The organism is Chloroflexota bacterium, assembly GCA_015478725.1.
Lineage (GTDB): Bacteria > Chloroflexota > Limnocylindria > Limnocylindrales > CSP1-4 > C-114.
This window is the reverse complement of sequence record JADMIG010000013.1, coordinates 20,172-43,965: the sequence shown is the minus strand read 5'-3', so window position 1 is coordinate 43,965 and position 23,794 is coordinate 20,172. Positions and strand designations below refer to the sequence as shown.

At 68.9% G+C, this 23,794-nt stretch carries 21 protein-coding genes and 1 riboswitch; of the genes, 12 read left to right on the top strand and 9 right to left on the bottom strand.

Annotated elements, in window-relative coordinates:
* Nucleotides 1-16 precede the first annotated feature (16 nt).
* The gene (locus tag IVW53_09670; protein ID MBF6605834.1) at nucleotides 17-166 is read left to right on the top strand and encodes a hypothetical protein; all 150 of its coding nucleotides are present in this window, start codon (nucleotides 17-19) and stop codon (nucleotides 164-166) included.
* 37 nt (nucleotides 167-203) lie between these two features.
* Here IVW53_09670 and IVW53_09665 read toward each other — a convergent pair whose 3' ends face one another.
* The 8 genes from IVW53_09665 to IVW53_09630 form a co-directional block, all read right to left on the bottom strand.
* Nucleotides 204-1,907, bottom strand: a complete 1,704-nt coding sequence (locus IVW53_09665; GenBank protein ID MBF6605833.1) for a formate--tetrahydrofolate ligase — start codon at nucleotides 1,905-1,907, stop codon at nucleotides 204-206.
* Nucleotides 1,904-2,752 carry a bifunctional 5,10-methylenetetrahydrofolate dehydrogenase/5,10-methenyltetrahydrofolate cyclohydrolase gene (locus IVW53_09660; protein ID MBF6605832.1) on the bottom strand — a complete coding sequence of 283 codons (849 nt, stop codon included), beginning with the start codon at nucleotides 2,750-2,752 and terminating at the stop codon, nucleotides 1,904-1,906. The genes IVW53_09665 and IVW53_09660 overlap by 4 nt, the downstream gene beginning before the upstream one ends.
* Before the next feature lie 41 nt (nucleotides 2,753-2,793).
* The gene (locus IVW53_09655; protein ID MBF6605831.1) at nucleotides 2,794-3,474 is read right to left on the bottom strand and encodes a cyclodeaminase/cyclohydrolase family protein; all 681 of its coding nucleotides are present in this window, start codon (nucleotides 3,472-3,474) and stop codon (nucleotides 2,794-2,796) included.
* 155 nt (nucleotides 3,475-3,629) lie between these two features.
* A complete protein-coding gene (locus tag IVW53_09650; protein ID MBF6605830.1) occupies nucleotides 3,630-3,893 on the bottom strand; it encodes a hypothetical protein in 264 nt (87 codons plus the stop codon).
* Between the two features lie 209 nt (nucleotides 3,894-4,102).
* Nucleotides 4,103-5,383 carry a DNA polymerase IV gene (dinB, locus tag IVW53_09645; GenBank protein ID MBF6605829.1) on the bottom strand — a complete coding sequence of 427 codons (1,281 nt, stop codon included), beginning with the start codon at nucleotides 5,381-5,383 and terminating at the stop codon, nucleotides 4,103-4,105.
* A gap of 8 nt (nucleotides 5,384-5,391) precedes the next feature.
* Nucleotides 5,392-6,555 (bottom strand): hypothetical protein, encoded by a 1,164-nt coding sequence (locus tag IVW53_09640; protein ID MBF6605828.1) that lies wholly within the window; start codon nucleotides 6,553-6,555, stop codon nucleotides 5,392-5,394.
* Between the two features lie 25 nt (nucleotides 6,556-6,580).
* Nucleotides 6,581-7,027 carry a 50S ribosomal protein L9 gene (locus IVW53_09635; GenBank protein ID MBF6605827.1) on the bottom strand — a complete coding sequence of 149 codons (447 nt, stop codon included), beginning with the start codon at nucleotides 7,025-7,027 and terminating at the stop codon, nucleotides 6,581-6,583.
* Nucleotides 7,024-7,587, bottom strand: coding sequence for a DUF1232 domain-containing protein (locus tag IVW53_09630; protein ID MBF6605826.1), 564 nt, complete (start codon nucleotides 7,585-7,587; stop codon nucleotides 7,024-7,026). The genes IVW53_09635 and IVW53_09630 overlap by 4 nt, the downstream gene beginning before the upstream one ends.
* A 201-nt stretch (nucleotides 7,588-7,788) precedes the next feature.
* Between IVW53_09630 and lexA the strand changes: the two genes are divergently transcribed.
* The 8 genes from lexA (at nucleotide 7,789) to IVW53_09590 (ending at nucleotide 18,855) form a co-directional block, all read left to right on the top strand.
* The gene (gene lexA / locus IVW53_09625; GenBank protein ID MBF6605825.1) at nucleotides 7,789-8,439 is read left to right on the top strand and encodes a transcriptional repressor LexA; all 651 of its coding nucleotides are present in this window, start codon (nucleotides 7,789-7,791) and stop codon (nucleotides 8,437-8,439) included.
* 173 nt (nucleotides 8,440-8,612) lie between these two features.
* A complete protein-coding gene (gene dnaB / locus IVW53_09620; protein ID MBF6605824.1) occupies nucleotides 8,613-9,959 on the top strand; it encodes a replicative DNA helicase in 1,347 nt (448 codons plus the stop codon).
* A 191-nt stretch (nucleotides 9,960-10,150) separates the two neighbouring features.
* Nucleotides 10,151-10,462 (top strand): zinc-ribbon domain containing protein, encoded by a 312-nt coding sequence (locus IVW53_09615; GenBank protein MBF6605823.1) that lies wholly within the window; start codon nucleotides 10,151-10,153, stop codon nucleotides 10,460-10,462.
* Nucleotides 10,463-10,511: 49 nt separating this feature from the next.
* Nucleotides 10,512-10,691: a dodecin domain-containing protein gene (locus IVW53_09610; GenBank protein ID MBF6605822.1), complete on the top strand. Its 180-nt coding sequence runs from the start codon at nucleotides 10,512-10,514 to the stop codon at nucleotides 10,689-10,691.
* Between the two features lie 111 nt (nucleotides 10,692-10,802).
* Nucleotides 10,803-14,189 carry a hypothetical protein gene (locus IVW53_09605; protein MBF6605821.1) on the top strand — a complete coding sequence of 1,129 codons (3,387 nt, stop codon included), beginning with the start codon at nucleotides 10,803-10,805 and terminating at the stop codon, nucleotides 14,187-14,189.
* Nucleotides 14,190-14,297: 108 nt separating this feature from the next.
* A riboswitch (cyclic di-GMP riboswitch) is annotated at nucleotides 14,298-14,381 on the top strand.
* A 622-nt stretch (nucleotides 14,382-15,003) separates the two neighbouring features.
* On the top strand, nucleotides 15,004-16,059 hold the full coding sequence (locus tag IVW53_09600) for an HD-GYP domain-containing protein (GenBank protein ID MBF6605820.1): 1,056 nt from the start codon (nucleotides 15,004-15,006) through the stop codon (nucleotides 16,057-16,059).
* A gap of 3 nt (nucleotides 16,060-16,062) precedes the next feature.
* Entirely contained in the window at nucleotides 16,063-18,195 is a 2,133-nt protein-coding gene (locus IVW53_09595) for an MFS transporter (protein ID MBF6605819.1), read from the top strand.
* A 72-nt stretch (nucleotides 18,196-18,267) separates the two neighbouring features.
* Entirely contained in the window at nucleotides 18,268-18,855 is a 588-nt protein-coding gene (locus IVW53_09590; GenBank protein MBF6605818.1) for a hypothetical protein, read from the top strand.
* Between the two features lie 37 nt (nucleotides 18,856-18,892).
* On the opposite strand, the gene IVW53_09585 is transcribed toward IVW53_09590, so the two are convergent.
* Nucleotides 18,893-20,371, bottom strand: a complete 1,479-nt coding sequence (locus IVW53_09585) for an ATP-binding protein (GenBank protein ID MBF6605817.1) — start codon at nucleotides 20,369-20,371, stop codon at nucleotides 18,893-18,895.
* Between the two features lie 130 nt (nucleotides 20,372-20,501).
* On the opposite strand from IVW53_09585, the gene IVW53_09580 reads away from it, so the two are divergent.
* The 3 genes from IVW53_09580 to IVW53_09570 all read left to right on the top strand — a co-directional run bounded on the left by IVW53_09580 (nucleotide 20,502) and on the right by IVW53_09570 (nucleotide 23,743).
* A complete protein-coding gene (locus IVW53_09580) occupies nucleotides 20,502-21,590 on the top strand; it encodes a PIG-L family deacetylase (protein MBF6605816.1) in 1,089 nt (362 codons plus the stop codon).
* Nucleotides 21,591-21,662: 72 nt separating this feature from the next.
* Entirely contained in the window at nucleotides 21,663-22,787 is a 1,125-nt protein-coding gene (locus IVW53_09575) for a DUF2029 domain-containing protein (protein ID MBF6605815.1), read from the top strand.
* 35 nt (nucleotides 22,788-22,822) lie between these two features.
* Entirely contained in the window at nucleotides 22,823-23,743 is a 921-nt protein-coding gene (locus tag IVW53_09570; GenBank protein ID MBF6605814.1) for a DUF2029 domain-containing protein, read from the top strand.
* Nucleotides 23,744-23,794 lie beyond the last annotated feature (51 nt).

Genomic DNA, 23,794 nt, shown 5'->3' with positions numbered 1-23,794 from the left:
AGGCACCGCCGACTGGATGATCGACCCCAGACCACCCGCCGCTCACGACGATCACGGCCACGACGTGGCGCTCGGGCCGCCCGACTGGGCCGCCTGGGGCGCGGGGCTCCTCGGGGTCGCGCTCGGCCTCGCCGTCTGGATCTGCCTCGCCGTCGCGACGGGCTGAGCGCAACGACGGGCTGAGCGCACAAGGGCGGCGTCACTCAGAAAAGGCCGACAACCTCGCCGTCCGCGTCGATGTCGATCTTCTCTCCGCCCGGCCGCGAGGGCAGGCCAGGCATCGTCCGCATCTCGCCGCAGATGGCGGTGACGAAGCCGGCCCCGGCGGAGAGCCGGATCTCGCGGATGGGGACGGTGAAGCCGCTCGGGCGCCCCTTGAGGGCGGCGTCGTGACTCAACGAGTACTGCGTCTTCGCCATGCAGATCGGCAGCTGGCCATAGCCGAGATCCTCGTATTGCATGAGCGACCTGCGGGCCGCGGGAAGGAACTCCACCCCGTCGGCTCCGTAGATCCGTGTCGCGATCGTCGCGATCTTCTCGGCAAGCGGCATCTCGTCCGGGTAGAGAAGCCGGAACTCGGCGGGCTCCGAGGTCGCCGCCCAGACCGCCTCGGCGAGTGCCGTGGCGCCCTTCCCACCGTCCACGAAGTGCGTCGCGACGACTGCGTCGCGGGCACCCGCCGCGAGCGCGACCTCGCGGATCGCGTCCACCTCCGCCGGCGTATCCGTCGGGAACGCATTGATCGCGACCACCGCGGGGATACCGAAGAGCCGGACGTTCTCGATCTGTTTGGCGAGGTTCGCAGCACCGGCCCTGACGGCTGCCACGTTCTCCTCGAGGAGAGCCGGGTCGAGCGGCTTGCCGGCGACGATCTTCCCGACCCCCCCGTGCATCTTCAGCGCCCGCACGGTGGCGACGACGACCGCCGCGTTCGGCACGAGCCCCGACGCCCGGCACTTGATGTCGAAGAACTTCTCGGCACCCATGTCCGCCCCGAACCCCGCTTCGGTGCAGACGATGTCGTTCGTCACGAGAGCGAGGCGGTCGGCGATGATCGAGTTGTTGCCGTGGGCGATGTTGGCGAACGGCCCGCAATGGACGAACGCCGGCCCACCCTCGAGCGTCTGGAGAAGGTTCGGCTTGATCGCGTCGCGGAGGAGCACCGTCATCGCTCCGGCGACGCCGAGGTCCTCCGCGGTCACCGCCTTCCCGTCCGCCGTCGTCGCCAGCACGATCCGGCCGAGCCGGGCGCGGAGGTCGTGGAGATCGCTGGCCAGGGCGAGGACCGCCATGACCTCCGAACCCACGGTGATGACGAACTCCGTCTCGCGGGGGACGCCATCCTCGCGACCGCCGAGGCCGATGACGACGTGGCGAAGCGCGCGATCGCTGATGTCGAGGACCCTCGGCCAGAGGATCCCGTGCGGGTCGATCCCGAGCGGGTTCCGGTGGTGGAGGCTGTTGTCGAGGAAGGCCCCGGCGAGGTTGTGCGCCGCCCCGATCGCATGAACGTCGCCGGTGAGATGCAGGTTGAAATCCTCCATCGGGATCACCTGGCTGTAGCCGCCACCAGCGGCGCCGCCCTTGATCCCGAAGACCGGACCGAGGGACGGCTGCCGGATGTTCACCGACGCCCGATGGCCGATCGCGTTGAGCCCCTGCGCCAGACCGACCGTCGTCGTCGACTTGCCCTCACCGAGAGGCGTCGGCGTGATCGCCGTCACCACGACGTAGCGGCCGCGGGGGCGCTCGGCTTCGAGGCGTTGGATCGCCCCAAGCGTGACCTTCGCCTTGGACGGGCCATAGAGCTCGAGCTCATCGTCGCGGATGCCGAGGTCGGCCGCCACCGCCGCGATCGGGCGCGGGCGGACAGCTCGGGCGATCTCGAGGTCGGACGGGAAGCTCATGCGAGCCTTCGAGCCTGCTGCTCGGCGGCGCGAAGGACGTGGGTCATGAGGAGGGCGTTCGTCACCGGGCCGATGCCCCCGGGGACCGGCGTCAGGGCGGAGGCGACCGCTGCCACGGACTCCTCGTCGACGTCCCCGACGAGGCGCTCGCCGACGAGATTGATCCCCACATCCACCACGACCGCACCTCGCTTGAGCATCTGACCGGTGATGAGCGCCGGGACGCCGGCAGCCACGACGACGATGTCCGCCGCGCGGACGTGAGCCGCGAGGTCCTCCGTCCGGCGGTGGCAGACCGTGACGGTCGCATCCTCTCGAAGAAACAGGAGCGCCGCCGGCTTGCCGACGACATTCGATCGGCCGACGACCACGACCCGCCTGCCGCGGATCTGGACACCCGAACGCTTGAGGATCTCGACCGCGGCCTGCGCCGTGGTCGGCAGAAAGCCGTCGTTGCCGAGGGTGAGCCGCCCCGCGTTGAGGGGGTGGATGCCGTCGATGTCCTTCGCCGGATCGAGCGTCTCCGTCACCGTGACGAGGGGGATCCGCTTCGGCAGCGGCATCTGGACGATGATCCCGGCGACGAGTGGATCCTCGTTGAGGTCAGCGATGGCGTTCCGAAGCTGCGCTGCAGACGCTCGGCCCGGCACCTCGACGAGCCGACCGGCGATCCCGACGCCCCGGCACGTGCGAAGGATCTGCCGAAGGTAGACGGCCGACGGCGCGTCCCGGCCGACGAGGACGACCGCGAGCGTCGGCGCATACCCGTGCCGCCTCCGGAACGTCGCGACGTCCGCCTTGACGCCCGTCGTGATCTCCGCTGCGATCGGGGCGCCGAGGAGCATCCGGGCGTGCGTGGGTCCCCGTCGCCTTGGCGCTGCGACCGTCACTGCTCGAGATCGGCCGGCAGCGGGTCGCGCGCCTCGCCGGAGGCGACGACCGAGCGAGTCCTCTCGGCGAGCGAGGTGACCTGGACGAGGAGCGCGTCGACGCGACTCTCGATCTCCGCCGCGCGCGCGGGGTCGCCGAGAGCCGGGAGGTTGATCCGGACATTGGCCGCAGCGCCACGCGCCGCGGCCTCGCCGAGCAGCGACGCGACCGCCAGGTCACTCGCCGCGTTGACGTTGCTCCGGCCGGCGAGCTCCTCGGTCGCGGCCACGAGATCGCGGCACGCCTCGACACAGGCGAATGGAACCTGGGTGGCCGTGAGCGCCGCGGCTCGGAGTCTCGCCGATCGCCGGGCCCGGTCGTCTTCCGTCTCGCGCGGCATCTTCATCGCGATCGCAAAGGACCCATACGCCGCGGCATCGTCGTCCGCGAGCTCGAGGAACCGGCTGGCAAGACGGCGGCCGGTCGCGACGGACCGAGCATGGGTCGCGGCGTGATCGGCGTACCGAGGCCGGTCCGAGGACAGGGTCGCGACCATCGTGACGAGTGCGGCGCCGAGACTCGCGGCGACCGCCGACGCACTTCCTCCCCCCGGGACCGGCTCCTCCGATGCGAGCTGACCGATGAAATCCTCGACGGTCATCTTGCGGAATGGAACGGCCGCAGCCTCGGGTGGCACATCGCCGATTGTAGCCGCGGGGCGGTCGCTCGGGATGAGCGCGGTACCGGCGCACCCACCCCGAGCTCGCCCTGTCCGGCCGGATGGGGAGGAGCCGCCGGCCGGGATGGCCCGACGGTCGAACGTCGGGCGTCGTCGTGGAGCGGAGCCTCGCGTCAGGCGGCTGGACGCGCCTCGTCGAGCCCGTCGATCGTCCATCGGCGGCTCCGATGGACGTACGTCAGCGCGAGGCGGGCTCGCGGCGTCTCGACCTCGAAGATCGTCCGTGGCCCGACCGCCGCGGAATACGCGGAGGTCTCGTGACGGACGGCGGCGAGCGAGGTCACCGGAAGCCGTTCCGAGCCCCACGTGATCTCCCGCGGACGTCCATCGAACCAGTCGGTCCGGACGCGGACTGGAACGGGTTCGACTCGGATCATCGCCATCTCTCGATTCCCTTTCAGCGGTTCGTCGGCGATCCGCTGGACGACCTGGGCACGGGCTCGTCCATGACAGAACGGATGTTCGGTTGTTGCGGACTGTAGATCGAACGCCTGTTCTCTGTCAAGCGGTCAGGTGGACCATCCGGCCGCATCGTGCCATCTGTGTGACACACCGCGAGAAACCGGCGGAGGCACTCTCGCGGACGCTATGGCCGCCGCTCGGCGTCCGGGTCGGGCGGAAGCCCATGGCGAGCTTCCGGCCCAGGGACCCGTCCACCCTGCCGTCGCTCGGGGGCCGTCAACGGATCGCGTTCGAAGGGCGCCGGCAATCCCGTGCCGAGCAAGCGGGCCCGGGTGATGGTCCGCTCGCCATACCGTCGACGGATCGCGTCGGAGGCCTCGACAACGCTTCGTCGCCGCTCGTCGGCCCCCTCGAACAGCGCGATCTGCTCCCGCTCACCGAGATTCGAGGCCGTCACGCCGATGAGCCGGACGCGGATGCCGCGGACCTCCGGCCGGGCGAGCTCGAGCGCGGCGCGCCAGATGGGCTCGGTGAGATCCGTCGGCTCGACGAGCGTTCGCTGGCGGGTCACGGTGCGGAACGACGAGTCGCGGATCTTCACCGTCACCGTGCCGGCCCGGACTCCCGCGGACCGCAGGCGACCGGAGACGCCCTCGGCCATGGCGAGGAGCGTCCGCTCGATGACCTCCCGGTCGCTCGTGTCGACATCGAAGGTGTGCTCGTGGCCGATCGACTTCGCCGCGTCGCCCTGGCCGACCGGATCCGGATCGACGCCCCGGGCCCGCTCGGAGAGCGCGATGCCGTTCCTTCCGAACCGTCGCTCCACGAGCGCCGGATCGAGCGCCGCGAGGTCGCCGATCGTGCTCACGCCGAGCTCCCGGAGCGCCTCCGCCGTCCGGGCTCCGACGCCCCACAGCCGGGCGATCGGCAGCGGTGCGAGGAACACGGCCTCCTCGCCGGGGGGCACCACGACGAGCGCGTCCGGCTTGCGGAGATCGGAGGCGACCTTGGCGACGAGCTTCGTCGTCGCGACGCCCACGGACGCCGTGAGGTGGATCTCGTCGCTGATCGCCACCCGGATGAGCCCGCCGATCGTCGGCCCGTCGCCGAACAGGGACCGCGATGCCGTGACGTCGAGGAACGCCTCGTCGATGGAGATCGGTTCGACCAGCGGGGTGAAGCGCCGGAGGATCGCCATCACCTCGCGACTCACCGCCTGGTACTTGACGCCGTCCACCGGAAGGAAGACGCCCTGGGGACAGAGCGCGCCGGCCGTCCGCAGCGGCATCGCCGAGTGGACACCGAACGCCCGAGCCTCGTAACTCGCCGCCGAAACGACGCCACGATCGGTCGGCCCGCCACCGCCGACGATGACCGGCCGCCCACGGAGTCCCGGCCGGTCGCGCTGTTCGACCGCCGCGAAGAAGGCGTCGAGGTCGACGTGGAGGATCGTCCGGGTGGTCATGCCGCGCCTCAGAACGCCCAGTGGCCGATGACGAACAGGGTGAGGCAGACCGTGAGCAGCAACGTCAGGACGGCGATGACGAGCGGCCCAAGGTTCGGTCGGGCGATCCCGCGCCCCACGAAGATGAACAGGGCGGGGACGCCGAGCACGTAGCGCGGCAGGCTGATCGGCCAGCTCAGGGTGGCGAGCGAGACGAGCGTGATGAGGGCATACGTTGCATCAGCCGGACGGCGTCGAACGGACCGCAGTGTCCAGATGACCACGACCGCAAGAAGGACTTCCGCCGCCAGCGGCGCGACGTAGACGGTGAGCCACGACTCGTTCCAGCCTGGGCGCATGACGCCCGCGACGAGGGCCCGCAGGGCGTCCCACGGCCAGACGTTCTGGACGTGGAAGACCGTCCGCTGGATCTCGACGAACCTGAACGGGTCGCCGAAGGTCGTCACATTGATCCCGAGGTACAGCAGCGGGCCAAGGAACGGCAGAGCCAGCCAGCCAAGGTCTCGTCCCAACGAACGGTGCCTGACGAGGTACTCGACGCCGAGGGCGGGGATCAGGAAGGCGCCCTGGAGGCGGGTGAGCGAGGCCAGCAAGGCGAACACCCCGGCCCCGCGCCAGTCGTCCTCACGGGCTCGAACGAGCGACCAGACGACGAAGGCAAGGAACGGCGCCTCCGAATATGGCGCCACGAACGCGAATGCGGTCGGAAAGAGGTTGAGGGCGATGACGGAGGCCCGTGCCGTCCGCCGGCCATGGTCGTCGCGGGCCAGGTGGTACACGCCCACCGCGGCGAACACGGTGCCCGCGAATGAGACGAGCATCGCCGCCGCGAGCGGGCTGGTGAGAAGACTGCCCAACGCGATGAGAGCCGGGAACAGCGGGAACAGCACGATACGTGCAGGATCCGCGGGTGGCCCGTACCAGTACCGCGCAATCTCGAAGAAATGCGGGGCGTCCCAATGGGCCCAGATGCCGAACGGATCCTGGGTCAGGATCTCCGGTCGGAAGAACATGACGAGCAGGAACCCTGCCGCGATCGTGCCGATGTGGATCGCGATCGTGGGCAGGATGGCGTCCGCCCACTCCTCTGCGCGGCGGCGGTGACGCCACGCTTCCGACCCGGCGCCCAGGTCGACGATCGGCGCCGTTCCGACCGCGGGGCCGGCGGACACCGTCTGATCGCCGTGAGGCCGGTGCTCAGCCCTTCGGTTCGACCACGATCGTGACCTCCGGCGTCATGCCGGCGAAGACCTTGACCGCGACCTTGTACGTGCCGAGTGACTTGAGCGGCTCGTCGAGGTCCACCTTGTGGCGGTCCACCTCGATGCCGCGGCGGGCGAGCGCGTCGGCGATGTCCTTGGTCGTGATGGAACCGTAGAGCTTGCCGCCCTCACCGACCTTTACGCCCATCGTGAGGGTCGTGCTCGCGATGCGGGTGGCGTAGATCTCCGCCTCCTCCCGCTCGCGGCGACGCTTGTCCTCGCGGCTCGCGATGTCGTGCTGCCAGGCACGGTAGGCACCACCCGCGGCGGGCACGGCGAGATTCTGCGGGATGAGGAAGTTCACGGCGAAGCCGTCGGCGACCGACTTGAGCTCACCGCTCTTGCCGAGCTTGGCGACGTCGCTCGTGAGGATGATCTTCACGCTGGGGAACCCTCCCTGGAGATCCAGGACCGCAGGCGCGGCCCGATGTCGGTGGCTGAGATGGCGCGGCCGGCAGCCGAGGCGGCCTGCGGGACACGACGGAGCGTCCGCCGCACGGACTTGGGCGTGAGGCGGCGGATCTGGGCAACATCGCGATCGAAGGCGTCCCGCTCGATGCCGAGCTCGTCGAGCTTCTCGTGGAGCAGATCGCTCGGCACGCCATCGAGGAAGACATCGACGGCAAGGATCACGACGACCAGGTCGTCGATCCCGCCGAGGACCGGGATGTCGTCGGGAATCAGGTCGCGCCCGAGGAGCAGGTACCCGGCGGCTCCGGCGAGGACCGCCTTGCGGGCGAGGGGCGTCCGGACATCCTGGATGAGCGCGACGATGAGACGGACGTACGAGGGCGCCCGACTCGCGAGCGGCAGGAACGCCGCGTAGCCGAGCAGACGTCGGATCGACCCGGTCCGGCCCGGGTCGCGTCGTCCGTTGCGGGACGTCTTCGCTGCGCTGACCTTGGTCGCTGCAGCGTGATCGTTCGTGCGCGAGCGCGCCATCGTGTCGTCGTCGCCCTCTTGCCCGCGTGGCCATGGACACCCACCGAGCCTGTCTCGTCGCGGGACAGCGCAGTCTACCGCGGAGTCGTCGCGCGCGGCGAGCCGGCGACTGACCCGCCAGGCGTGCCGGACCGCTCCACGCGGAGCCCGCACTTGACATCGAACACCCGTTCTGTATGCTTCCAGGGAAAGGAGGCGCCCGTGACCAGGCACGACGCCGAGCGCAAGATCAAGATCCTCGACTACATCGCGGCGACGCTGCGCGCGCGGGGTTACCCGCCGTCCGTCCGCGAGATCGCGCGCGCGGTCGGCCTGGCGTCCACGTCCGCCGTCCACCATCACCTCCAGATCCTCGAGCGTGACGGTTACCTGGAGCGCGGCGCAGCGCAGTCTCGTGCGATCCGCCTCACGCCCACGGCCGCGATCCGCCTCGGGCTCGCCGCGGAGCTCGTCCCCCAGGCGGAAGCCGCCGCGTCGCGCGTGCTCCCGATCATCGGCGAGGTCGCCGCCGGCGGGCCGATCGAGGCGTATCAGGATGTTTCCGAGACCATGGCCGTGCCCGAGATCCTCGCGCCGAGCGGAGACGCCTATGTCCTCAAGGTCCGCGGCGACTCGATGATCGAGGCCCACATCGCGGACGGGGACTTCGTCCTCATCCGCCCGCAGTCCACCGCCCGCAACGGTGACATCGTCGTCGCCCAGGTGGAGGAGAACGCCGTCACCCTGAAGCGCTTCTTCCGCGAGAAGGACAAGGTCCGCCTCAAGCCGGCGAATCCGGCCTACCCGGACCAGATCTACGACGACGTGCGGATCCAGGGCAAGCTCATCGGGGTGATCCGCCGCCTGGACTGACGAGCGGGATGTGGTCGTGGTCCGGTCCCGACAGACCGCCTCCGTCCACGCCTCGTCCACAGCGGGTGCCCGGCGATCGCGCTTTCGTGGAGAACCTTCGTCGATAAGCCACTGGCCGCGCAGGCTGCCGGTCGGCAGGATGGTCGAGCCTCGCCGCATGGAGCCGCCACGTGATCGACCGCCTCCCACCGCAGAGCATCGAAGCCGAGCAATCGACGCTCGGTGCGCTTCTCATCGATCGAGACGCGATCATCGAGGTCGCGGACTTCCTCCGCGCGGAGGACTTCTATCGACCGGCCAACGGATCGATCTTTGCGGCGGCCCTCGACCTCTACGAACGGCGCGAGCCGATCGACATCGTCACGGTCTCCGAGACGCTCGAGCGACAGGGCTCGCTCGAGTCCATCGGCGGCCGGACGTACCTCTCGAGCCTGGCGAACCAGACTCCCACTGCCGTCCACGCCGTGCCGTACGCCCGGATCGTCGAGCGCAAGGCGATCCTCCGGAACCTCATCGGCGCCGCGGGGCGCATCGCCGGCATCGGATACGAGGATCCCGCGGAGATCCAGGAGGCGATCGATCGGGCGGAGAGTGAGCTCTTCACCGTCAGCCAGCGCCGGATCACGGTCGGGTTCAGCCGGCTCGATCGGCTCCTCCACGACGCCTACGACCGCCTCGATTACCTCCACGCCCATCGCGGCGAGATCAGCGGGATCAGGACCGGCTTCAACGACCTCGACGCGCTGACGACCGGTCTCCAGAAGAGCGACCTGGTCATCGTGGCGGCGCGACCGTCCGTCGGCAAGACGAGCTTCGCCCTCAACGTCGCCGAGCATGCCGCCGTGCGCGACAAGAAGAGTGTCGGCGTCTTCAGTCTCGAGATGAGCAAGGAGCAGCTCGTCCTTCGCCTCCTCTCGAGCGTCGCGAACATCGACTCGCAGCGCCTCCGGAGCGGATTCCTCGAAGAGTTGGACTTTGCCCGGATAGCGCCGGCGATGAACGCACTCTCGGAGGCGCCGATGTACATCGACGACACGCCGAGCATCTCGACGATGGAACTCCGGACCAAGGCCCGCCGCCTCCAGGCGGAGTCCGGACTCGACCTCGTGATCGTCGACTACCTCCAGCTCATGCAGGCGTCCACGACGAGCCGCGACGCGAACCGCGTCCAGGAGGTATCGGAGATCTCGCGCGGCCTCAAGGCCCTGGCGCGCGAACTCTCGGTCCCGGTCATGGCCCTCTCCCAGCTGTCGCGCCAGCCGGAGATGCGCGAGAGCAAGGAGCCGCGACTCTCGGACCTCCGCGAATCGGGCGCCATCGAACAGGACGCGGACCTCGTCCTGTTCCTCTGGCGGGACAAGGAGCGCGGTTCGGACGATGCCGCACAGGATGGCGAGGTCGTGAAGCTCAAGCTCGCGAAGCACCGCAACGGGCCGACGGGCGAAGTCGACCTCTGGTTCAAGAAGCGACAGACACGATTCGTCAGCTACGCCGGAGAGCGATACGCCGAGGCGGGTTGACTCGACCCGGTACCGTGCCCGCCAGCTGCCGCGATCTGCGATTTCCGCACGATCCGCTCCGGAGATCGCCGAGAATCCGGCCTCCCATGCGCTTGACGGTGCGCGTATCCTCCGCTCCATGTTCGATCGGTCGTCGAGAAGGGGCCCGACGATCGACGTCCGCGTCCAGCGCGTTGGAGGTCGGCGAGAGGGTGTATCAGGATCGCGTATTGACCTGTCGTGACTGCGGCGAGGAGTTCGTCTTTTCAGCGGGGGAGCAGGCGTTCTTCGCGAGCAAGAGTCTCCAGAACGACCCACAGCGCTGCGCGGGCTGCCGGGCCGCCGCCAAACAGGCCCGGATGACGACCGGGCCCCGCGAGTATCACACTGCGATCTGCGGCGAGTGCGGCGGCCAGGCGACAGTGCCCTTCGCACCGCGCAACGACCGTCCGGTCTACTGCAGCTCGTGCTTCGACAAGGTGCGGGCCGCCGCGGGGGTGGCGGCGAGCCCCACTCCGGCCTGATCGGGCGGCCAAGGAGGATTCCACGGTGGGCATCATCATCATCCGGGAGATGGTCGGGACCAGCCCACGTTCGTGGAGCGACGCAGCGCGCCAGGCCGTCGCGACCGCCTCGCGGACCGTCCGCAACATCAGGACGGTGGAGGTCGTGAAGTCCACCGCGATCGTCGAGGACGGCGAGATCGTCGAGTACCGGGTCGAGCTGAAGATCGGCTTCGAATACGAGGGCTGAACCGGTCCGCGAGCCGCCCGAGTGACCTCCGAGCCCGATGGCGCGCAGCTAATCGGCAGGTGAGCATGCGGCGCCACGATGCGCCGCATGGTGCTCCGAGATCGTCGCCCCGTGGTCTCCAGCGTTGACAGCCGCGTCGGCCGGTCCGTATCGTTCGCCGCGCCCGACCCCGCGACCGCCGCAGTCCAGCCCAGGGCCACGGCACGCCCACCGATCGCGGTCGGTCCGGGTCGTCCGGCGAGCGCGGCGCCGATCCACGTCCCGGGGAACAGCGACGTGAACAGCTTCCCCATCGACCTGTCCAAGGTTCGGAGCCCGGCCCTGCGGGACGAGACCCTGACCCGCGACCGGCTCCTCGATTGGCTCGACGCGAAGATCCACCATCGGCTCGTCCTCGTCACGGCGGAGGCGGGTTATGGCAAGACGACGCTCCTCGCAGACTTCTCTCGCCGCACCCGGATCCGGACGCTCTGGTACCGGCTCGACGAGACGGATCGCGACTGGGTGACCTTCCTCAACCACCTCGTTGCCGCGGGTCGCGTCACGGATCCCGGATTCGCGCCGTCCACGTGGTCCCTCCTCGGCGAGCTTGGGACGGGCGGCGCACCGATGATGACGATCGTGGCCACGTTCATCCGCGAGCTGGCCCGGCTCGCGGACCACGGGTCGGCGCTCATCCTCGACGATTACCACGCCGTCGAATCGGTCGCGGACATCCAGGCGATCGTCCGCGAGATCGTGACGCGCGCGCCGGAGCGACTCGCCGTCGTCATCGCCAGCCGGCATCAGCCGAGCCTGCCGACCGCCCGGTTGCGCACGCTGGGGGAGGTCGTCGAGCTGACCCGGGAGGATCTCCGATTCGAGCCGGCCGAGACCGAGCGCCTGTTCCGCGAGACGTATGGGCGACCGCTCGACGCCGATGTCCTCTCTGACCTCGACGCCCGGACACAGGGATGGGCCGCCTCCCTCCGGCTCGTCCAGGCGGCACTCCGGGAACGATCGATGGCGGAGACCCGCGCGTTCATCCGGGCCCTGAGCGGAGCCCGTGGCTCGCTGCACGACTATCTCGCCGAGGAGATCGTGGGCGACCTGGACCCGGCGATGCAGTCGTTCCTCATGCGGACAGCGATCCTGACGGACCTTGCCATCCCGACCGCGGCGCATGCGGCAAGCGTCGTCCCGGAGATCGCCTCGACGGCGATCGACGAGGCGGCTCGCGTCGGGCTGCTTCCCCGGGCTGAAGATTCCCTCCCGGCGCGCTATCACCCGCTGGTCCGGGAATTCCTCGAGGAGCGCCTTCGTCGCGAGATCGGAGCGGAGGGCATCGCAGCGCTCCACCGGAGTGTCGCGCGCCACGGCGAGCGCAGCGACTGGAAGCTCGCGGCGCACCATTTCGCCGCGGCCGGCGATCTCGAGGACCTCCATCGAGTCCTCGTCGCGGCGATCGGCGACATCATGGGCGGCGGCGGCTTCGCCCTGGCCGAGTCGTACGTGGATCGTTACCCTGAACTCGGCGCCGATCCGACCTTCGGCCTCTTCCTCTCACGCCGCGACCTCTACAACGGCGACTTCGATCGCGCCCTCGCTCGTGCCGAATCCGCTGTCGACGCCTTCCCGCCCGACCTCGGCAACCCGATCTCGCACTTCGCCCTCGCGAACCTCTCGAGCGTTCTGTATTCGCTTGGGGAAATTGAGTCAGCAGTGCTGCACGCTTCAGACCTCTTGCGGCTGACGCCTGCTCCGGAACTCGATGACATCGCGAATGGCATCCTTGTCGTAAGCGCGGAATCGGTCGATGGCAGCCTCGTCACGTCCGCCGGCCTACTCGAGAGGGCGCTCGTCGAACAACATCGCCGCGGCCATGCTCACTACGAAGGCATCTCTCATCTGAACCTCGCCTGCAACCTGCAGGCTCGAGGTTCTGCGGAGGAGGCGCTCGAGCATGCCGACCACGCTCTGAGGCTGCTCGCCAGTACATCCTCGGGGTCGGAGATCCCATCAGTCCACGCCGTGCGCGCGTGGGCCTTGCATCACCTCGGCCGAACGGAGGAGGGTATGGCGGAACTCCAGACTGCCATCTCCTCGGGGGGTCCGGATCAACGGATGGTCGCGATCGAGTGCGCCGAACTCGAAGCCCTGTACGGAAGTCCGGTCCACGCGCGCGCATTGCTTCAGGAGATCGAAAGGCTCCCGAAGGGCGCTTCACAGGAAGACGACTACGCACACCTCGTTTGGGCCGTGATAGCGGATTCGCCGGAGGAGGTGGCGTGGACGACTGCGGCTCTGCTGAACGTCGATCCGGCACGTCGACGTGGCATCTCAGCCTACGTGGGGCGCTGGCATCTCGCGCTCGCGCGCCTGGAAGCCAAGGCCGGCCGAGATCCTTCAACTCATTTGGTCTCGGGGCGACAGATACTCCAAGCACAGCATGCCATCCATTGGCTCAAGTGCGCCGAGATCCTGTCGGCGTGTTTCGAGTTCGATCCAGCAGCGCTGAATGGTTGGGTCGAGCGCCTGCGACCGGGTGAATCTGCGTACCTCTCCATCTGTGCTGAGGCGGTCGTCAGGCGACTTGACGACTTGTCGGTCCTCGCTGCAGAGCGCGTTCAATCAGAAGCAGCATTTCGACCCGAGCGGTGGCGACCGGCACTCCGTCGGGCTTTGGAGACTGAGGAGCCGGCGGCTCGCGGCGCTGCCGCGCTGTTGGATGTCGTTGGGGATGCCCGCGACGTCCGGCCCCTGCGGCGATACTCCAAAGCCCACCGTGGCGGATCGTCCTTGGGTCGAGGCCTCGCCCAACGGCTCGCACCGCAGGCACGGATAAGCGATCTCGGGCGCGTGGTGATACGCGTCCACGACCGGGAGATTGACAGCCCGAGCGTTCGTCGAAAGGTTCTCTCCCTGGTCTGCTTTCTGCTGACCAAGTCCGGCTTCGCGTCGACTCGCGACCAGGTCCTCGAGGCTCTTTGGCCTAGTCTCGATCCCTCCATCGCAGTGAACTCACTCAATCAGACCGTCTACTTCCTCCGCCGCGTCTTTGATCCCCGTTACAAGGAAGACGAGTCACCCAACTACGTGTACCACGACGGTGAGATCGTTCGGCTAGATCGGACCCTCGTGACCAGCCAGAGTGCGGCGTGCCTCGCTCTCATCGAGGAAGCACGGTCGGGCCTGAGCCCAGAAGTCGTCGATCGGTTGAGCCTCGCGTACGTCGATCAGTTTGCGATGGACTTTGAATACGAGGATTGGTCAGCACCATTTCGACAGACGCTCCACGCGGCCTATCTCGACGTGGTAGAGCAAGCGATTCGAGCCGATACAGAAGCTGGCCACTTCGATCGGGCTGCTGTCATCGCCAGGCGAGCCCTTGCCGTGGATCCGGACGCCGAGCCGATCGAAGGCGTCCTGCTGAGGATCTATCGGACCGCGGGATCCCACGCGGCGGCCTCCGAGCAGCACTCTCACTACGTCTCATTCAACGAAGAGGATGGCGCGTGAATTCCTCTCACCTAGGTGTGGATAGGTAACCTGACGTATTGACCGGGGCAGTTCAGGGTCCCTATAGTCCGGCCACTTCCTGGTACTGAAGTACTAGGAGGGAATGTCAAGACGCTCGGACGCGCCGATGCACCACCTGAAATGGGCACTTAGGGTGGAGCGGAGCGAGTAGTGCAACCGACCGACCCACAAGTCAGGTCGGTTTTCGTGTCGCTATGGCACGGAGGCCGCGAGGAGGAACGAGCGTGAACGCAGAGTCTGCAGCCAAGGGCTGGTAACCAAAGAGGGCATGCGTCGATGAAAGCCTTCATCGTTAGGCTGACAGCGACGCTCGGAGCGATCGCCCTTACGGCGATTGCTGGCGGAGCGTCACTCAAGGGCTTCTAGGACTAGAGGACCATTCCAGATTCTGGTTCGCAGGGCGTAAAGTCTGTGCGCAATCAGTTTCGAGGAGCCGGTGTCTAAGTCGCTGAAGTTCTATCTTGTCGGAGTCGTGGTCATTAGCGCGGGGGCGCTGGTAGCCACGACTCTGATTTTCCCTGTCGGCGCTGGGGTCGCTCTCAGGATCGGATCGCCTGACGGCCTCCCGCCTTCGACAACTGAGCTGATCACTGGTATCGGTTTCTGGGCCGTGATGACGATTTTGGCGTCGGCATCGCCCGTCCAATTGCCTCAGGGCACCCAGCTCGGTGTGTCGACCGCCCCGATCTTGGGGGCGATGGTTCTTGGTGGACCAGTCGTGGCCGGGTGGGTTGCCGCGATTGGCACTACGGAGATGCGCGAACTCCGCGGGCAGATACCCTGGTACGGAACCTTGGCGAACCACGCCGGAATTGTCCTGCCCGCGATTCTCGGCGGGATTGTCCGTGTGGCTATTCTCGGTGGCTCCCACGATCTCGGTCTCGACTTCGTGAGCATGCTCGTGGGCGCCGGCGTCTACTTTGTCGGAAATGTCACGCTTGCCTCCTCATTGGTTGCCTTGCGCACGGGCAAGAGTCCACGTGACATCTTCATCGGCGACTTCCGAGGAATCACACTCAGCGCTCTGGCCCTCGCCCCGCTGGCGTGGCTCATGGCGCAGGTTTACCTCGTCGTGTGGTGGGCCACCCTCCTATTCGCGCTCCCCTTGTACACCACGCGCGTCGCCTATCACCGGTTCGTGGAGATGCGGGAGATGTTCACGCAGACCATCCAGAGCCTGGCCAATGCCGTGGACAAGCGCGATCCATTCACGGCGAACCATTCCCAGCGGGTGATGCTCATCGCGACCGACATCGGACGGACGATGAAATGCAACGAGGCGGAGATGGAGGCACTCGAGTGGGGCGGCCTCCTCCACGACATCGGCAAGATCGGGGTGCGTGACGAGATCCTCCTCAAGCAGGAGAAGCTCACGCGCGATGAGCGGATGAAGATGAACGCCCACCCGGAGCTCGGGGCGCAGATCATCTCGCCCGTCCTGCGCCTGGCGCCGGAGTTGCCGATCATCCGGCACCACCACGAGTGGTACAACGGCTCGGGCTATCCGGACCGCCTCATCGGCGACGAGATCCCGAAGCTGGCACGGGTGCTCCACGTCGCGGATGCGTTCGAGGCGATGACGGCCAAGCGCCCGTATCGCATGACCCCGCTGACGGCAGAGCAGGCGCTCTCGGAGCTGCGGCGGTTCGCCGGGGTGCAGTTCGATCCGGTCGTCGTGGATGCGTTCGTCCGCACGCCATGGGTCGATGGCATCGTCGATCCGGGTCGGACGGTCGAGCCGCGGCCGATCCCGCTCCTCGCCCAGGCGGCCGGTCGCATGGCGCAGGCGTCGGCTCGACCGGACGCGAGCGCCCCACACTCGGCGGGCCGAGTCTCCGACATCAACTAGCGGGTGCTGCTCGGGAGCGTCGCCCTCGGCCTCCTCGCCGGGTTCCTGCTCGGCGGCAACCTGGGCGACCTCGTCGCCAACACTCGACGGCTTCGCTGGCTCGCGGTCCTCGTCCTCGGCGCGATCGTGCGATTCGGGACGGAGGCGGGGCTCCACGCGAGCATCGGAGCGTTCGCGACGTTCCGGCTGCCGCTCTTCACCCTCGCGTTCGGCCTCCTCCTCCTCGGCTGCTGGGCGAACCGGCGCGAGCCGGGTTTCGTCATCGCGTTCGTCGGCATCGGGATGAACCTCGTCCCGATCATCCTCAACAACGGCTACATGCCCGTCTGGGCGCCGAGCCTCGCCGCCGCCGGCTTCACGGTGGCCGACGTGCAGTCGGGGTTCCACGCGATCCTGTCCACCCCGCTCGACGCGTCGTTCCTCCTCCATGGCGGTCCCCTCGGGGACGTCATCCCGATCCCACTCCCGATCATCCAGAACGTCGCCTCCGTCGGCGACCTGTTCCTGGCCGGTGGGCTCGCGTTCTTCGCGTTCGCTAGTGTCATGCGTTCGTCGCTCGACGATCTGGGCGGCGCACCGGCCAGGGCGCCCGGTCCGCTCACCGGTCTCGCCGGGACGGCCCGCATCCCGCGGACGGTGGACGCGGCGATCCGAGGTCAGGGCATCCGCGCCGAGACGGGACTCGCCGCCGGCCTCGCCGAGGCGTCGATGCTCGAACGCCCGCTCGTCTTCGGAAGCGCGGGGGCCGGTCTTTCCTCGCCGGCGCTCGCCCTACTGCCCGGCGCGGAACGACGGCCGGCACGGACCGCCACGCCTCGCGCCGCCACCGCCACCACCGCCGCCGCCGCCGCGGTGACCGGTCCCTGGATCGCCGCTCCCGGCATCGCCGTCCGCCGCCCCCGGCACCCGTACATCCGGCTCGCCCTCAACGGCTCGTTCTCGGCGCTCTGGGTGGGTCAGCTCATCAGCCTGTTCGGAGACCGGGTCCACCAGATCGCCCTTGCGTTCCTCGTCTTTCGAGCCACGGACTCGCCACTCGCGGTTGCGCTCGTGTTCCTCTCCGCCTCGCTGCCGAACCTGATCCTCGGGCCGATCGCGGGTACATTCGTGGACCGCTGGGACCACCAGGAGATCATGGTCGTCAGCGATCTGCTCCGCGGCTCGATCGTCCTGCTCATCCCGATCGCCGCGGTGACGAACGTCTGGCTCGCCTACCCGCTCGTCTTCCTCGTGACGTCCGTGTCGCTCTTCTTCCGACCGGCACGGACGGCGATCATCCCCCGCATCGTGCAGCAGGACGAGCTCCTCACGGCGAACTCGGCGACGTGGCTCGGCGACACGATGGCGGACATCGTTGGCTACCCGCTCGCCGGACTCTTCGTCGCGTTCCTCGGATCGGCGCTCCCGCTCGCGTTCTGGATCGATGCCGGGACGTACGTCGCCTCGGCGCTTCTCATCGCGACGATGGCCGTGCCGGCGATGCGTCGGAGCACGGGCGGGACGGATCTCGCCGCGGCACCGAAGGCGGGGTTCTTCGCCGAGTTCCGTGAAGGCTGGAGCTTCCTCCGCAACGAGACGGTCCTTCTCGCGAACACGCTCCAGGGAGCGGCCGGCCAGTTCACGCTCGGGGTTCTCCTCGCGATCACCCCGGTCTACGCCGCGGAGGCGATCCAGCGCGGTCCGATCGAGGCGACGGCCGCCTACGCCTTCCTCGAGACGGCGATCGGCGTCGGCAACCTCATTGGTGGTTTCGCGGTGGGGCTCATCGGGGCACGTCTCGCGAAGGGTAGGATGGTGATCGTGGGCTACACGGCCTGGGGAATCTCGATCGCGGCCCTCGCGATCGCGGGGCAGCTGCCGATCGCGATCGGCCTCATGGTGGGCCAGGGCGTCGCGAACATGATCTTCATCATCCCGAGCCAGACGCTGTTCCAGGAGCGGACGCCGCCGGACCTCATCGGTCGAGTCGTGGGTTTCCGGTTTTCGCTCGTCTTCGGCTCGCAGACGATCGCCATGGCGGTGGCCGGGATCCTCGCCCTGCAGTTCGGTCCGGCCCCCGTCCTCGGGGTCTTCGGGTTGACGACGATGCTCGCCGGGCTCGCCGGTTTGCTCGTGCCGGCGGTGCGCGACGCCTGATTCGGTACACTGGCGGCCGCGCGGAGGGCCCGCGACCCTCGTCCGCGATCCCAGAGGAGCGATGTCGACCACATGACCGACCGCGAGCACGACGCGCCGTCCACGGCGCCGCTCGACCCGACGACGACCGAGCCCGAGGCCGAGCAGACCGAGGCCGAGCAGACCGACGCCGCGGAACCCGAGGCCGCCGAGGCCGAGCAGACCGCGGTCGAGCAGACCCCGGTCCCAGGCACCGCGCGACAGCCCGTCACCGCCGCCGGTGCTGCGCCCACCGGGCCCACCGTTTCGGAGCGGGCCGTCCACGTGCAGGATCGGGCGTCGAAGCTCTTCGTCGTCGGCGTCGTCGCGACGTTCGTCGCGATCTTCGCGTACGGCGTCCTCGGCGGACCGCACGGCCTCATCACGAAGGCCCTGCCGACTCCCGCCCCGTCGGCATCCGCCGTTCCGTCCGCGTCGAGCAGCACGGGACCGTCCACCGTCCCGAGCGCGACCCCGGGCGAGACGCCGGTGCCCACGCCGAACCCGTCGTTCAAGTTCCCGAGCCCGACGGCCACCCTCGGCCCGTCCGCGGCACCCTCGACCGCCCCGTCGGCGGCCCCGTCGGCCACGCCCTCGGCGGCTCCGTCGAAAACGCCCTCCGCCTCGCCGTCTCCGTCCTGAGGCGCGCCGGGCCGGGCGGAAGATCGCGGCGGCGCGATCAATCGCCCTCGTAGAGTCGCTGGAGGTCGATGAGTTCGACGTCCCGGCGCCCCCGCGCCGTCTCGATGACATCGGGAGCGAAGCCAGATCGCCCGAAGAGAAGGAGCCGGGCCTGGCTCACATCGGCCCGACCGGCCAGGAGGCTCCTGGCACGCCCGAGCCTGGCGAGATCGCCCATTGCCCGCACGGCGTCGCCGCCCTTGGCCTCGCCGATCGCGAGGAGCATCGGCTTCCCGCTCACGCGTGTGTCGGCGTCCGCGACCACGTCGATCTCGAACGCCTGCTTTGCCAGTGAGTCGTTCACCTGCACGAACCCCACCCGACGCGCGCGCCCACCGAGCGTCCGGGTGGACGCGTAACGCCTCGTCCACGCCCTCGCGAGCGCCTCGAAATGGGGCCCGAGCACCTGTGATGCGAAGCGGGCTTCCGACGCGGCCCATGCATCGTTCGTCAGTCGAGCCTCGAGCCGGGCGAGTTCCGGCCGCAGCACGGCGAAGTGGAACCGAAGAAGGGGGTCGGCGACGCGCAGGAGCGGGCGATTCGGTCGAAGGAGGTCCTGATCCCGGACGATGAACTGACCGCGCTCGAGCTGGTTCAGCGGGTAGTCGAGAGCGCTGTCGGGCTTCGCGAGCCGGCTGGCGACGCCCCGACGCGTCGAAGCACCCTCCGCGATCGTCGCGATGATCGACCGGTAGAGCGCTCGATCGACGAGAGTCGGGTCCTCCGTCAGAAGGTATTCGGCCTCCCGGAACAGCGCATGCGATGGGTTGAGCACGCCCGCCGCAAGCCATTCCCCGAACTCCGCGATCGACGACGGAACGGCCCCATCGAGGAGATCGCGGTAGCCCGGCGGACCGCCGATGACCGCGTGGACGAGCAGCGCCACCTCCAGGTCGGAGATGCCCCAGTAGCTCCGTGACTGCCGGAAGTCGAAGCTGTCGACGGCCAGGTCGAGGACGGCGCGACCGCGCAGCGCCTGCTGCCCCGTGAGAAGGCCGGTCATCACCGAGAGCGCGGATCCACAGAGGACGAGACGGAAGGCCGGATGCCGCCCCGACCGCGCGCCGTCGTAGGCAGCCTGGATGACCGACGGGAGTTCCGGCGACTCGCGAAGGAGGTAGGGGAACTCGTCAATCACCATCGGCCGCCCGCCCGCGAGGTCGGCGAGCGCCCGAAATGCTGCGGCCCAGTCGTCGAAGCGACCGCCCGCCCATGCGGGGGCACCGGCGAAGGCTGCCGCCGCGGCCGCGATGCGCTCAAGGGCCGGACGACGCGCTTCCTCGAGCGCCTGGTGGTAGAACCCGCCGGTCGCGGCCGTCAGGTTCTCGAGCATGAAGCTCTTGCCCTGACGACGCCGGCCATAGACGAGTCCCAGGCGCGGCGTGTCGTCCGGGCCGGCGAAGAACCCCGTGAGATCCGACCACTCGCTCTCCCGGTCGAACAGTAGCGGCGGGCGGGCGGGCGCCGGCTGTGCCATCTATGTCAACTCCACTTGGCCCAACTGGACTTGGCTCACCTGGAGTTATACCACGGCGACGCGGGGTCAATTCGACCGCGAGCCATCGCCCCGTCACGCGCAGCCGACGCGTCGGTATACTCGGCCGGCCATGACCCACGTCTTCGTCGCGCCCCACCCGGACGACGTCGCCCTCTCCTGCGGTGGGCTCATCGCGAGCCTCCGCGAGCTCGGCCAGAACGTCGCGATCCTCACCGTCTTCTCCGGCGACGGGACGACGAGCCCATTGACGCCGTACCAGCGCGAGGCGCTCGGCTTCGGCTCAAAGGCGATCTGGCCTGCGACGGAGGCGTTCAATCGGTCGAGCATCCGGAGCGACTTCCCGGCCCACCCGGACCCGGACACCACGCTCCCGCCATGGCAGGCGACGACGGACCGGCTCGATGCGACCCAGGTGGACGCGGACCAGGCGGCGAAACGGTTCTGGCAGCGCTCGTCGTGGTATCGCCGGGCGGAGATCCACAACGTCGCGCTCGGCGGCCGGCCGCTCATGGACGACGAGCCGAACCAGGGCGCGGTCATGACGGACGAGCTCCTCGACGCCGCGGCGGCCGGTGAGCTCATGGCGACCCGGCGCCTGGAGGATGAGCGCTACGCCCTGTTCGCGGAGGCATCCCTCGTGCTCCTCGACCTGCCGGATGCCGTCTTCCGCGGCTACGAGGGCGACCTCGAGCTCCTCGGCGCGCCCCGCGAGGACGACGACGTTCCGATCGCCGCCCTCCGCAATGAGATCACCCGGCTCGAGCCGCAGAAGGTGTACTTCCCGCTCGGGATCGGCGACCACGTGGACCACCAGCTCCTCCGGCGCGTCGGGATGTCCATGCTCGCGGACGGTCGACGCTGGATCATGCCCGGCCCTGAATGGGCGGGGACGGTGACCTTTTACGAAGACTTCCCGTACGCCTGGTGGAACGGCTTCACTCGGCTGGAGGACCTCGGTCCGGAGGCGCGGGCGGAGATCCCGGCCGGCATCTCCCTGTGGGCCGAATACGCCGACACGACGGACCAGATCGAGCGCAAGGTGACCGGGGTGCGCCTCTATGAGAGCCAGCTCGACCGGCTCTTCGGCGGCGTCCGGCCGATGGCGGATGCCGTCCGCGGGCACGGCCGGCGGGTGGCAGAGCTCGGCGGGCTCTCCGGTGCGTTCGCCGAGCGGTACTGGACGTCCGTCCGGGTCTGAGCGCGGGGTCCGGCGGCGGGGCGGTACTCTCGGGGCAGGGAATCGGCGTCCGGCGTCCGTAGACTGCAACGGATGACACCCACGAGCACGACGAAGCACCGCGCGACGGGGGATGGCGAGCCGCGCCGCGACTGGCATCGCCTGCCGGGGATCCGCGTCTTCGCCGCGCTCGGTGCGGAACGAACGCTCCGGCTCACGGCGGTCATCGCCCTCATCGTCGGATTGGGCTGGGTCATCGTGAACGCCCGGCCGTGGGATGGACCTCCCGCGAGCTGGATCCTCGACACCGGGAACTACTACGCGGCCGCCGAACGACTGAACGCCGGGCATTCCCTGTACGCGTACGCACCTGGCGACCGTCACGTGCTCGACCTGCTCTTCGGCCTGCCGTCGCCGTACCTCTATCCCCCCCTCATCGGGGTCCTGTGGCGGCCGATCGCGGCCTTCCTGCCATACGAGCCGGTCATCACCGCGTGGTGGGCGACCGGACTCGTCTCCTTCATGGGATTCCTCTTCTGGCTCATCCGTCGCGGCGGGATCGTCACCTCGCTCGGTGTGCTCATCCTTCTCGTGCCGCTCGTCGAGACCGCGTGGTCCGGCAACGTGAGCACCTTCATCACGATGGCGGTGGTCGGCACGTGGTTCGCGCTCGAGCGCGGACGCGGTCGGACCGCCGGCGCGATCATCGGGCTCACCACCGTCCTCAAGCTCACGCCGGTCTTCCTCGCCTGGTGGCTCCTCGTCGAACGACGCTGGCGGGCCGCCCAGGCGGCGATCGTCGTTGGGCTCGCGAGCCTCGCCGTCGGCATGCTCGGGGCGGGCCTGACCGCCCACCTCGACTACCTCCGGATCTCCGACGCGGTCGCCCGCGGTGGCGGGATCCAGGGCAGCATCGTCGGGGTCCTCACGGCGCTGGGGGCATCACGCGACCTCATGCCCCTTGTCGCACCGATCGTCTCCCTCGTGGGCATTGGCGCCGTTTGGATGCTCCGTCATCATCCCCGGGCGGCCTGGGCGGTCGCGATCGCAACGGGCGTCTTCGCCTCGCCGATCTTCAACCTGACGAACGTCACGCTGCTGCTGGCGGCGTTCGTGGCGCTGGACCGCGTGAGCGGTGCGAAGGGCTTGCGAGCGAGGGGGCGCGGACCTGCTCAGGTTTCGAGCCGCCCACTCCCGCTCGGTCCCGGCCGCCGTTGACGCGGGCCTGGCGACCAAGCTCCGGCTCGGGAGGAGTGCTTCCGCGGTTCCCATGGCGGCTCGCGCTTCTCGCGTGGATCGGCTTCTGGGTCATCCTCGCCTGCGGCCTCTTCCTCGGGTACGACCAGATCAATTACCAGGCGGCCGCCGAGAGGCTCAACGCGGGACATGCACTCTACTCACTGGGTCCTGGCGACAGACTCGTCACGATCAACCCGCCGTTTTGGTATTCGCCTCTCCTGTATCCACCCCTCATCGCGGTTCTGTGGCGTCCGATCGTTCTCGTGCCATTCGGAGCGGCGATCTGGTGGCTCGTGAACGCAGGGGCGATGCTCGCCACGACCGCGCACGTTGCTCGACGGTCACCGCTCGTAGTGGCACTGGCCGGCGTCGGCGTGGGGATCACGGTCGCATCCGGCAACGTCGGGTGCCTGCTGGTCGCCGGGATGGTAGCCTCGTGGCGCTGGAGGGACCGTCCTGAAGTCGGCGTGCTCGTGGCCACCATGGTCGCAGTGAAGCTGATCCCCGCCACCCTCGTCTTCTGGCTTCTGGCGACCCGGAGATGGCAGGCACTCGGATGGTTCATGGCAGCCTCCGCTGGCTTGTTCGTCGTGACGGTCATCGGCGCCGGCGCGGCGAACGCCTTGGCATACGTCGACGTGCTCCGGACTCCGGCGGTCCCCGTTCCCCTGAGCCTTTCTGGCTTGACCGGAATCCCGCCTTGGACCGCTGTGGCGCTCGGAGCTGTCGCGATCCTCCTCCTGCATCGGAACGACGCCCGAGCATTTCAGCTGGCAGTCATCCTGACTATCCTTGGCTCCCCATTCGTCGGCGTGGCGACGCTCGCCTCGCTGCTACCGCTCGGTGCGCTCTCGGTCCGAACCCCGAGCAATAGCCGCAACAATGGGGGCGGCATTGGCCATGTGGACGACGCGCCGGGCCGGCGGTCGACGTGAGGCCCCATCCGGATCGCCGTCCCATTGATGGGCACCCGCCAATAGGGCTCG

Coding starts and splice junctions, on each gene's coding strand:
- IVW53_09665 (MBF6605833.1), bottom strand. CDS start 1,907: ATGAGCTTCCCGTCCGACCTCGAGATCGCCCGAGCTGTCCGCCCGCGC.
- IVW53_09660 (MBF6605832.1), bottom strand. CDS start 2,752: ATGCTCCTCGGCGCCCCGATCGCAGCGGAGATCACGACGGGCGTCAAG.
- IVW53_09630 (MBF6605826.1), bottom strand. CDS start 7,587: ATGGCGCGCTCGCGCACGAACGATCACGCTGCAGCGACCAAGGTCAGC.
- dinB (MBF6605829.1), bottom strand. CDS start 5,383: ATGACCACCCGGACGATCCTCCACGTCGACCTCGACGCCTTCTTCGCG.
- IVW53_09585 (MBF6605817.1), bottom strand. CDS start 20,371: ATGGCACAGCCGGCGCCCGCCCGCCCGCCGCTACTGTTCGACCGGGAG.
- IVW53_09610 (MBF6605822.1), top strand. CDS start 10,512: ATGGTCGGGACCAGCCCACGTTCGTGGAGCGACGCAGCGCGCCAGGCC.
- IVW53_09575 (MBF6605815.1), top strand. CDS start 21,663: ATGACACCCACGAGCACGACGAAGCACCGCGCGACGGGGGATGGCGAG.
- IVW53_09590 (MBF6605818.1), top strand. CDS start 18,268: ATGACCGACCGCGAGCACGACGCGCCGTCCACGGCGCCGCTCGACCCG.
- IVW53_09670 (MBF6605834.1), top strand. CDS start 17: ATGATCGACCCCAGACCACCCGCCGCTCACGACGATCACGGCCACGAC.
- IVW53_09650 (MBF6605830.1), bottom strand. CDS start 3,893: ATGATCCGAGTCGAACCCGTTCCAGTCCGCGTCCGGACCGACTGGTTC.
- IVW53_09580 (MBF6605816.1), top strand. CDS start 20,502: ATGACCCACGTCTTCGTCGCGCCCCACCCGGACGACGTCGCCCTCTCC.